Raw genomic sequence first — 10,043 nt, 5'->3', positions numbered from 1 at the left:
CGTCGACAAGCTGCTGCACGCCCCGACCGTGCGGGTGCAGGAGCTGGCCGGGGCGCCCGGCGGAGACGCCTACGCCGAGGCCCTGCGGGAACTGTTCGATCTGCCGCGAGAGGTGCCCGCCGTGGTGTCCGCGCCTGACCTTGATCTGCTGGAGCGTTCGTGACGGGGATCGACCCGACGAGTACCGATCCGACAAGTACCGATCCGACGAGCATCGGCGCGGCGAGTACCGGCGCCGACCTGCTGGCCCGTTTCGCCGGTCGCCGGCTGCGGCTGGGAACGCGGCGCTCGGCGCTGGCGCTGGCCCAGTCCGGGACGGTCGCCGCCACCCTGCGGGCGCGGGTGGGCTGCGCCGTCGAGCTGGTGCCGATTGTCACGGCGGGGGACCGCTCGTCGGGGGAGATCAGCCAGATCGGCGGGACCGGCGTCTTCGTCAGCGCGCTGCGCGACGCCCTGCTGTCTGGTGAGATCGACCTGGCGGTCCACTCGTTGAAGGACCTTCCAACGGCCACCCCACCCGGTCTGGTGCTCGCCGCGGTCCCGCCGCGGGCGGACCCCCGGGACGTGCTGGTCGCCCCGAGCGGGCGGCGCCTGGCCGAGCTCAGGGCCGGCGCCCGGATCGCGACCGGATCTCCGCGTCGCGCCGCGCAGCTGTGTGCTCTCGGCCTCGGGCTGGAGGTCGTCACGATCCGCGGCAATGTCGACACCCGGTTGAAGAAGGCCATCGACGGTGAGGTGGACGCGGTCGTCCTCGCGCACGCCGGGCTGGCGCGGCTCGACCGGCTCGATGCCGTCACCGAGATCCTCGAACCCACGGTGATGCTGCCCGCGCCCGGTCAGGGAGCTCTGGCGATCGAGTGTACGGGCGGTGCCGGGCTCGTCGTGGCCGGCCCGGCGCGCGCTCTGGTGCCCGCCGCGGCGGGTTCGGGTCCCGCTGCGGGACAAACCGGTGGCGAAACGTGGTCAGATGCCGGCCAGCCCGTCGATACGGGCCTCGCCGAGCTGCTACGGTTTGTGCTCGATGACGCATCGTCGTCCGTCGCGGTCAGAGCGGAACGCGCGTTCCTCGCCGGCATCGAAGCTGGTTGTACTGCCCCGGTCGGCGCCTTGGCCGAGCTTCTTCCGGAGCCGGCCGAAAGAGCTGCGGCGGAGGCCGGCGGTGCGCCTCCCGCGGGTCGTCTGTGCCTGCGGGCGGTCGTCGCCGCGCCGGACGGAAGCGATGTCCTCCGGCGTGACGTCACCGGATCCGCCGTCGACCCGGAGGCGCTCGGGCAGCGCCTCGCGGACGACATGCTGTCCGCCGGAGCACACTCGCTGATGGGAACCCGCTGAGCATGGCCACCCGACGAACGAAGAAGCCCGTCTCCCCGGTCGCCCTGGTGGGTGCCGGACCACGTGATCCCGGACTGCTCACCGTCCTCGCGGTCGAGACCCTGGCCGCCGCCGACCTGGTGGTGGCCGATCCCGAGGTGGCGCCGGCGGTGGTGGAGAACCTCACCGCCGAAGTGTTGCGCATCGGCGACCTCGAGGCGCCGAAGCCGGTCCGTGACGCGGAGGCGGCGACCGCCGCGGTGGTGAGCAGGGCCCGTGCCGGTGACAAGGTGGTCCGGCTCTACGCCTCCGATCCGTGGCTGACTCGCATCGGCGCCGCGGACGCCCAGGCGCTCGCGAAGGCCAAGATCCCCTATCGGGTGGTGCCCGGCATCCTCACCGGCGCCGCGGTCGCGACCTACGCCGGGGTCGCCCCGGGCGCGCCGGTCACCTTCGCCAGCACCTCCGGGGTCTTCTCGTCGTCGGGCACCGTGCCGGCGTCCTCGCCGTTCGGCGGGAGCGAGCCGGTGGGTCCGCTCACCGGTCCTCCGTTCGGGGCCTCGCGGCTGGGCGGGCGGCCGATCGCCGGTCTCGGGGGCGGGCTCGGCGGTGGCCTGGGAACCGGCGGGTTCGGCTCGCCGCTGGGCCTCGGTGCCCCGGGCGGCTTCGGCGGGTTCGGTGCGCCCATCTCCTCCCCCGGCGACCTGGACTGGGGTGCCCTCGCCCAGACCCCGGGCACCCTCGTGGTCACGGCGGCGCCGACGGAGGTCGGCAAGGTCGCGGCGGCGCTCGTCGAGCACGGGCGGCCCGGTGACACCCCGATCGCGGTGACCGTGGACGGCACCACCACCGACCAGCGCACCGTTACCTCGACGCTCGATCGGGTCGAGGCGGACACGGCACCGCTGTTGACCGCGGCCCCCACCCCGATCACCCAGGTCGTGCTGTCCATCGGCTCGGTGGTCGCGACCCGCAGCAAGTTGTCCTGGTGGGAGACCCGGGCGCTGTTCGGCTGGACGGTGCTGGTCCCGCGGACCAAGGAACAGGCGGCGATCCTGTCCGACCTGCTGCGTTCGCACGGCGCAAGCCCGCTGGAGGTGCCGACGATCGCTGTCGAGCCCCCGCGGACCGCCGCCCCGATGGAGCGCGCGATCACCGGTCTGGTCTCCGGGCGCTACCAGTGGGTGGCCTTCACCTCGGTCAACGCGGTCAAGGCGGTGCAGGAGAAGGTCGAGGAACGCAGCCTCGACGCCCGCGCGTTCGCGGGGGTCAAGGTTGCGGCGATCGGCGAGGCGACGGCCGACGCGCTGCGCACCTTCGGTATCCGGCCCGATCTCGTCCCGTCCGGGCAGCAGTCCAGCGAGGGGCTGCTGGCGGACTGGCCGGACTTCGACGACACCCTCGACCTGCTCGACCGGGTGCTGCTGCCGCGCGCCGACATCGCCACCGAGACCCTGGTCGCCGGCCTGAAGGAACGCGGCTGGCAGGTCGATGACGTGACGGCCTACCGCACCGTGCGTGCGGCTCCGCCGCCCGCCTCCATCCGGGAGGCGCTGAAGGGCGGCCGGGTCGACGCGGTCGTCTTCACCTCGTCCTCGACCGTGCGCAACCTGGTCGGCATCGCCGGCAAGCCCCACGAGACGACGGTGATCGCCGTGATCGGTCCGGCGACGGCCGCCACTGCCCAGGAGCTCGGGCTGCGCGTCGACGTGCAGGCTCCGGAGGCGTCCATCTCTGCCCTTGTCGGGGCGCTGGCGGAGTTCGCTGCCGAACACCGGGAAGAGCTCGGGAAGATCGGGCCGCTCGCCGCGCGGTTGCCGAAGCCACGGCGAGGCTCGCGGCGGTGAGGGTGCCGGCCCGGGGGAACGGGGCCGCAGCCGGATACCCGACGGCACGTCCCCGCCGGCTGCGCCGCTCGCCCGCGCTGCGCCGGCTGGTCTCGAACGTGCGGTTGCACCCGTCCGACCTGGTGCTGCCGATGTTCGTCAAGGAGGGCGTGGCCGATCCCGTTCCGCTGGCCTCGATGCCCGGTGTCGTCCAGCACACCCGCTCCTCGCTGCGGGAGGCGGCCGTCGAGGCCGTCGAGGCCGGCGTGGGCGGGCTCATCCTGTTCGGTGTGCCCGCGGAGAAGGATGCCCGCGGCTCGGCCGCCGACGACCCGGACGGCATCGTCCAGCTCGCGCTCGCCGATCTCGTCGCCGAGGTCGGTGGCGACGTCGTCCTGATGACGGACCTGTGCCTGGACGAGTACACCGACCACGGGCACTGCGGTCTGCTCACCGACTCCGGGGAGGTCGACAACGACGCCACCCTGGCGCGCTACGGCGCGATCGCCGTGGCGCAGGCCCGTGCGGGTGCCGAGGTCGTCGCGCCGAGCGGGATGATGGACGGCCAGGTCGGCGCGATCCGGGCCGCGCTGGACGCGGAGGGCTTCATCGACCTGCCGATCCTCGCCTACTCGGTGAAGTATGCCTCGGCGTTCTACGGGCCGTTCCGCGAGGCTGCCGAGTGCGCCCCGCAGTTCGGGGACCGGACCGGTTACCAGCAGGATCCGGCCCGCTCGGCCGAGGAGGCCCGGCGCGAGGTCGCGCTCGACCTTGCCGAGGGCGCGGACGCGGTGATGGTGAAACCGGCGCTGGCCTACCTGGACGTGCTGCGGGCGGTGGCCGACACAGTGGACGTACCGGTGGCGGCCTACCAGGTGTCGGGCGAGTACGCGATGGTGGAGGCTGCCGCGGCGGCCGGGTGGATCGACCGGGACCGGGCGATCGACGAGACGCTGACCGCGATCTCCCGGGCCGGGGCGGACATCATCTTGACCTACTGGGCCACCGAGGTCGCCCGCCGCCTGGCCGCCTCCCGCTGACCGTCCCTCGCGGCGGCGGTTCCTCAACGTCGACGGTTCGCCACGGTGGTGCCGGGAGTCCGGCGTTCGTGGAAAGCGTCCGTTAGGTTGCTCAGGGTGGGGGCTGTGCGTCGCGGCCTTCCCGTGTCGGCGTGGGCGGGATCTCTCCCGTGATGATCGGCCATTGGTTCGGAAGGTACCCCCACTGGGTACCGGTACACTATACGGGGGGAGGGTATGTTCGGAGGGTCGGACGGGCGCCGGTGGCCGGTGGGATGGGCAGATCCATCGGGACCGGGGCGGCTTACACGAGGAGACGAGAACGGCCATGACGACCGCCTACACGACCGCCTACACGGTGGCCGGGATGACCTGCCAGCACTGCGTCCGATCCGTGACCGAGGAGCTCGCGCGGCTGCCGACCGTGTCGGACGTCGCCGTGGAGCTGGCCGAGGGCCGGGTCACTCTCGTCAGCGACGGCGTCGTCGAGGACGGCGCCGTCCGGGAGGCCGTTGCGGAGGCCGGATACGAGCTTGTCGGGCGGGCGTAGCGCTTCGGTGGTGCCAACGGTGCCGGTGGCCGGCGGGTGTGTCCGGTCCCACGGTCCGCGACCGGCAGTACCTTCCAGTCCGCTGTAAGGAATCCGCTGTAAGGAATCCGCCGGAAGGGGAGATCTGATGACCACTCTCGACGTCGGAACGGGTCACCCCGCGCGGATCGAGCTCGCGATCGGCGGGATGACCTGCTCGTCGTGCGCCGCGCGGGTGGAACGCAAACTCAACAGGATGGACGGCGTCACCGCTTCGGTGAACTACGCCACCGAGAAGGCCACCGTCACCCTCACGGATACCGAAGCCCCCGCGGTCTGTCTCGATGATCTGATCCGCACGGTACAGGCCGCGGGATACTCCGCGACCCCGGTCCGGGGTGGGCCGGGTGCGGCCGACACCGGCACCGCGGCCGACACCGGCACCGCGGCCGGCACTGACACCGCGGCCGAGTATGCGACTGGTGCGGCGGAGGCCGAGGACAGCGGCGGCACGCAGGACGACGCGCCCGGCGCGGCGCTGCGGGCGCTACGTGTCCGGCTGACTGTCTCGGCGACGCTCGCCGTGCCGGTGATCGCACTGGCCATGGTGCCCGCCTGGCAGTTCGACTACTGGCAGTGGGTCTCGCTGGCCTTGGCGACGCCGGTCGTGCTCTGGGGAGGCTGGCCGTTCCACCGGGCCGCGGGCCGGGGCGCCCGGCACGGGGTCGCGACGATGGACACCCTGGTCTCCCTCGGAACGCTGGCCGCCTTCGTCTGGTCGCTGTACGCCCTGTTCCTGGGCGGAGCGGGCGAACCGGGGATGCGGCACTCGTTCTCGTTCACCGGCGGCTTCCCGGGCCCGGAAGCCTCGGCCGGCGAGATCGGCCACTCGGGGAGTGGCCACGGCACCGGCGGGAGTGCCCACGGCGGCGCGGGCACAGCCCTCTACCTGGAGGTCGCCGCCGGGGTGACGGTGTTCCTGCTCACCGGCCGATTCCTGGAGTCACGTGCCCGCCGGCGTTCCGGCGCGGCCCTGCGGGCGCTGCTCCACCTCGGGGCAAAGGACGTCACCGTGCTGCGCGACCGGCCGGCGGACGGTGCGCGGGGGACTGGCCCGCGGCGGGTCGAGGAACGGATCCCGGTCGAGGCGCTGCGGATCGGGGACGAGTTCGTCGTCCGTCCGGGCGAGAAGATCGCCACCGACGGCGTCGTGCTCGACGGGCTGTCGGCGGTGGACGCGAGCATGGTCACCGGCGAGTCGGTGCCCGTCGAGGTCGCCCCGGGTGACGCGGTCGTCGGGGCGACGGTGAACGCCGGCGGGCGGCTTGTGGTCCGGGCCACCCGGGTCGGCGCCGACACGCAGCTGGCGCGCATCGCCCGGCTCGTGACGGAGGCCCAGAGTGGCAAGGCCCGCGTCCAGCGCCTCGCCGACCGGGTCTCGGCGGTGTTCGTTCCGGTGGTGATCATAATCGCGCTCGTCACCCTCGGGGTCTGGCTGGCTCTCGGGCAGCCGGCGACCGACGCCTTCACCGCGGCCGTCGCCGTGTTGATCATCGCCTGCCCCTGCGCGCTGGGCCTGGCCACGCCGACGGCGCTGCTGGTCGGGACGGGACGCGGTGCGCAGGTGGGCATCCTCATCCGCGGCCCGGAGGTGCTGGAGTCGACGCGGCGGGTCCAGACCGTCCTACTCGACAAAACCGGCACGGTGACCAGCGGGCGGATGCAGGTTGTCGCGGTGCTGCCGGCCCCCGGCGAGGACGCCGCCGAGGTGCTCCGGCTCGCCGCGGCGGTGGAGGAGGCGAGCGAGCACCCCATCGCCCGGGCGATCGCTGACGCGGCTGGGGAGCACGCGGTGGCCGCCGGTGTGCTGCCGCCGGTCGCGGACTTCGCGAACACCGCGGGCCTCGGCGTGCGCGGCACCGTGGAGGGGCATGCGGTGCTCGTCGGGCGGCCCCGGGTGTTCGCGGAACTCCCGGGTGCGCTCGCCGCCGAGCTGGACCGGGAACGGGCCGCCGGGCACACCGCCGTCGTGGTCGGCTGGGACGGCCGTCCCCGCGGACTGATCAGCGTCGCCGACACGGTGAAGCCCACCGCGGCCGCGGCCGTCGCCGATCTGCGTCGGCTCGGGCTGCACCCGGTCCTGCTGACCGGGGACGCCGAGGCGGTCGCCCGGTCCGTCGCCGCCGAGGTCGGCATCGCGGCCGAGGACGTCATCGCCGAGGTCCTGCCCGAGGAGAAGGTCGCGGCGGTCCGTCGCTTGCAGGCGCAGGGCCGGGTCGTGGCCATGGTGGGCGACGGGGTGAACGACGCCGCCGCGCTCGCCCAGGCCGATCTGGGCCTGGCGATGGGCGGCGGCACTGACGCGGCGATCGAGGCGTCGGATCTGACGCTCGTCAACGCGGATCCCTGCCTGGTGGCGGATGCCATCCGACTGTCGCGCGCCACCCTGCGCACGATCAAGGGCAATCTGTTCTGGGCGTTCGCCTACAACGTGGCCGGGCTGCCGCTTGCCGCGACCGGTCTGCTCAACCCAATGATCGCGGGGGCGGCGATGGCGTTCAGCTCCGTCTTCGTCGTCACGAACAGTCTGCGGCTGCGGCGTTTCACCGCACTGCGTCCGGCCTGAGCGGGTCCGGCCTGAGCGGGTCCGGCCTGAGCGGGTCCGGCCGGATCGGTTCCGCGGCGTCGGTCAGGTCGTGGCCGGTTCGGCCGGCGGGGCCTCCAGTCGCGGGAACACCGGGCTGGGATCGGCGGCCCGCGGCCCGCCGTCGCCGCACTGCGCGGCGATGCGCGGTGCCGAATCGGGCAGGAAGGGCGCGAGGTGCTCCGCCAGCTCCCGGCACGTGGCGACCAGTTCGGCGAGGACTGCGTCGAGGGCGTCGCGCGACGCTCCCTCCTTGCGCTCCGCCTTCGCGAGCTCCCAGGGCCGGGCGGCCTCCACGTAGCGGTTACCCTCGTCGCCGATCCTCGTGATGACCTCGGCTGCCCGGCGGAAGTCGAAGGCGGCGAAGGCGTCGTCGATTGTCCGGGGGGCCTCGTCGCGCACCGCCCGCAGCTGGGCGGCCGCGGGATTGTCGGGGGCGGGCGGGGGAATGAGCCCGTCCCGGTACCGCTTCACCATCGACACGGTCCGGTTGACCAGGTTGCCGATGTTGTTGGCGAGGTCCTCGTTCGCGCGGGTCACGAGCCGTTCGGTCGTGTAGTCGGTGTCGCCGGCTCGGGCGACGTCGCGCAGCATCCACCACCGCAGCGCGTCGGTGTTGAAGGCGGCGACGATGTCGGCGGGATCCTCGGCGTTGCCGGCCGACTTGCTGATCTTCATGCCGTCGGCGGTGAGATACTCGTGCACGAAGATGGTGTCGGGCAGGCGCACCCCGGCCGAGAGCAGCATCGCCGGCCAGTAGACGGCGTGAAAGCGGATGATGCCCTTGCCGATGACGTGCACTCGCCTGTCGGCGTCGTTCCACCAGTGCTGGAAGCTGTCGTCGTCGTTGCCGTACCCGGGGGCGGTGATGTAGTTCCCGAGCGCGTCGAACCACACGTAGATGACCTGCTCGGGGTCGCCGGGGACCGGAATACCCCAGCCGCGGGCCCGGCTCATGCTCCGCGACGCGCTGAAGTCCTCCAGGCCGGCCTCGATGAAGGACAGTACCTCCCGCTTGCGGGTGGCGGGCTCGATGCGCAGCCGGTCGGCGGAGATGAGCTCGTGGAGCTGGTCCTGATAGCGGCTCAACCGGAAGAACCAGTTGCTCTCCTCCACCAGGTCGGGAACGGTCCCGTGTTCTGGACAGCGGCCGCCCACCAGCTCGTCGGGCTGGTAGAACAGCTCGCATCCCACGCAGTACAGACCGGCGTAGGTCTTGCGGTAGAAGTCCCCGCGGTCGGCGCAGGCCGACCACAGCTTCTCGACTCCCGGCCGATGGCGGGGGTCCGTGCTGGTCTTGATGAAATCGTCGAACGAGAGGCCCAACGGACCGCGAAGGCCCACGAACCCGGTGGCGACCCGCTCGACGTACTCGGCGGGTGTGATCCCCTCGGCCTCGGCCGCCTGGACGTTCTTCAGGGCGTTGTCGTCGGTGCCGGTCTGGAACCGGACCTCGTGGCCGCGCTGACGAAGATGACGTGCGTACGCATCGGTCTCGATCAGTTCGAGAGCGTGACCTACGTGCGGCTTGCCGTTGACGTACGGAATCGCCGTCGTCACGAAGTAGCGGCCCATCTGGTGTGAGTCCTTCCGCCCCGGTAGCAGCCTCACCGACGAGGCTCCGTCAGGGCCTCATCGGTCAGTCTGTCAAGACGCGCGGAAGAGGCCGGACGGCATGTGCATCATCATCCGGCTGGCCGGCGTCTCGGCCGTGGCATGTGTCCTCGACACAGGGTGAATCCTACGCGACCTCGCACCCGGTAGCCCCCGGGGAGCGAGGTGGGAGTAGCGGATACCGGAGTACAGATCTTCTGCCGGCGCCGGCCCGTCCCGACCTGCTCGCCGCGCCGACCGCCGCGCCGGGAACGTTGGCGGCGAGATCATCCGTGGGATGCGGCACCGTCGTCGGCGGGGTGGTCGCCGCGGCGACCGTGCGAAGCCCGCTGCCCGGGCCGCGCTCCGTTCGGCGGACACCGCGGCCAGGCTCTCGGGTCCTCAGGCAGCCTGACGAGACCCATACCATCCTGCCGTGAGTGCCGAACGCGGCGGGGCCGCCGGTCCGGCGGCGTGGCATGTTACCGCTTCCGGGTAATGCCGCCGTACATGTGCACGTGAGCATCGTCCACGGCGGCGAGCTCGTCAGGGTGCCAGTGGTTGACAAGCACCACACTGGGGTCGAGTATTTCCAGCCCATGGAAGAACTGCTCGACCCAGGCCCTGTCTCGGGCGACGAGCGGAATACCACTGGCGTTGTATGCGGCCACCCCGACACGAACCTCCTCGGGCGCACTGTCAGCCGTGCAGGTGGACAGCGCCAGGATGCTGCCTGTCGGAAGCGGACGCATGAGCCGGCCGACGAGGTCCTTGACGACGGCGTCGTCGGCGATGAAATGTATGACCGCGACAGGCTGGGCCAGGTCGAGCGTTTCCCGCAGCTGCTCAGACGCCAGGATTTTCTCCGGGGCGTGGAAGTCAGCGTCGAGATACGCGGTCCGACCTTCGGGGCGCTGGTGAGTAGGGCCCGATCGTGCACCAGCACGATCGGTACCACCCCCGGGTTGCACACATAGACAAGGGGGCTGTGAGCGGCGCGACGCGAGCAACTGCCGGCTGATCTTCCTGGAGCCGGGGCCGGCGATACCCGGATTAACTGGTTTGACGCCGCCGGGCGGGCGGGCTAGTTTGGGGGCAGTCCGTCGGGGAGCGGCCCGACG

7 protein-coding genes and 1 pseudogene are annotated in these 10,043 nt (G+C 72.3%); 6 read left to right on the top strand and 2 right to left on the bottom strand.

Annotation, left to right across the window (positions count from 1 at the left end; all coding sequences use genetic code 11):
- The 6 genes and pseudogenes from AC08OV_RS15490 to AC08OV_RS15465 form a co-directional block, all read left to right on the top strand.
- Positions 1 to 163, top strand: a pseudogene (locus tag AC08OV_RS15490) (glutamyl-tRNA reductase); the annotation flags it as partial.
- The gene (gene hemC, locus AC08OV_RS15485; RefSeq protein ID WP_476619844.1) at positions 160 to 1,332 is read left to right on the top strand and encodes a hydroxymethylbilane synthase; all 1,173 of its coding nucleotides are present in this window, start codon (positions 160 to 162) and stop codon (positions 1,330 to 1,332) included. The pseudogene AC08OV_RS15490 and the gene hemC, both read left to right, overlap by 4 nt.
- Before the next feature lie 2 nt (positions 1,333 to 1,334).
- Positions 1,335 to 3,158, top strand: coding sequence for a bifunctional uroporphyrinogen-III C-methyltransferase/uroporphyrinogen-III synthase (locus tag AC08OV_RS15480; RefSeq protein ID WP_476619843.1), 1,824 nt, complete (start codon positions 1,335 to 1,337; stop codon positions 3,156 to 3,158).
- On the top strand, positions 3,155 to 4,177 hold the full coding sequence (hemB, locus tag AC08OV_RS15475; RefSeq protein WP_476615500.1) for a porphobilinogen synthase: 1,023 nt from the start codon (positions 3,155 to 3,157) through the stop codon (positions 4,175 to 4,177). The genes AC08OV_RS15480 and hemB overlap by 4 nt, the downstream gene beginning before the upstream one ends.
- Before the next feature lie 307 nt (positions 4,178 to 4,484).
- Complete coding sequence (locus AC08OV_RS15470) at positions 4,485 to 4,706, top strand: heavy-metal-associated domain-containing protein (RefSeq protein WP_476615499.1); 222 nt, start codon at positions 4,485 to 4,487, stop codon at positions 4,704 to 4,706.
- A 127-nt stretch (positions 4,707 to 4,833) separates the two neighbouring features.
- Positions 4,834 to 7,311, top strand: a complete 2,478-nt coding sequence (locus AC08OV_RS15465) for a heavy metal translocating P-type ATPase (protein ID WP_476615498.1) — start codon at positions 4,834 to 4,836, stop codon at positions 7,309 to 7,311.
- A gap of 63 nt (positions 7,312 to 7,374) precedes the next feature.
- Here AC08OV_RS15465 and AC08OV_RS15460 read toward each other — a convergent pair whose 3' ends face one another.
- Both AC08OV_RS15460 and AC08OV_RS15455 read right to left on the bottom strand, forming a co-directional pair.
- Positions 7,375 to 8,904, bottom strand: a complete 1,530-nt coding sequence (locus AC08OV_RS15460) for a methionine--tRNA ligase (RefSeq protein WP_476619842.1) — start codon at positions 8,902 to 8,904, stop codon at positions 7,375 to 7,377.
- Positions 8,905 to 9,404: 500 nt separating this feature from the next.
- On the bottom strand, positions 9,405 to 10,043 hold a 639-nt coding region (locus AC08OV_RS15455; RefSeq protein WP_476619841.1), incomplete at its 5' end, for an SAM-dependent methyltransferase.

This window comes from Frankia sp. CeTa3Moorea, from assembly GCF_978021225.1.
This window is presented reverse-complemented; position numbering and strand designations above follow the sequence as displayed.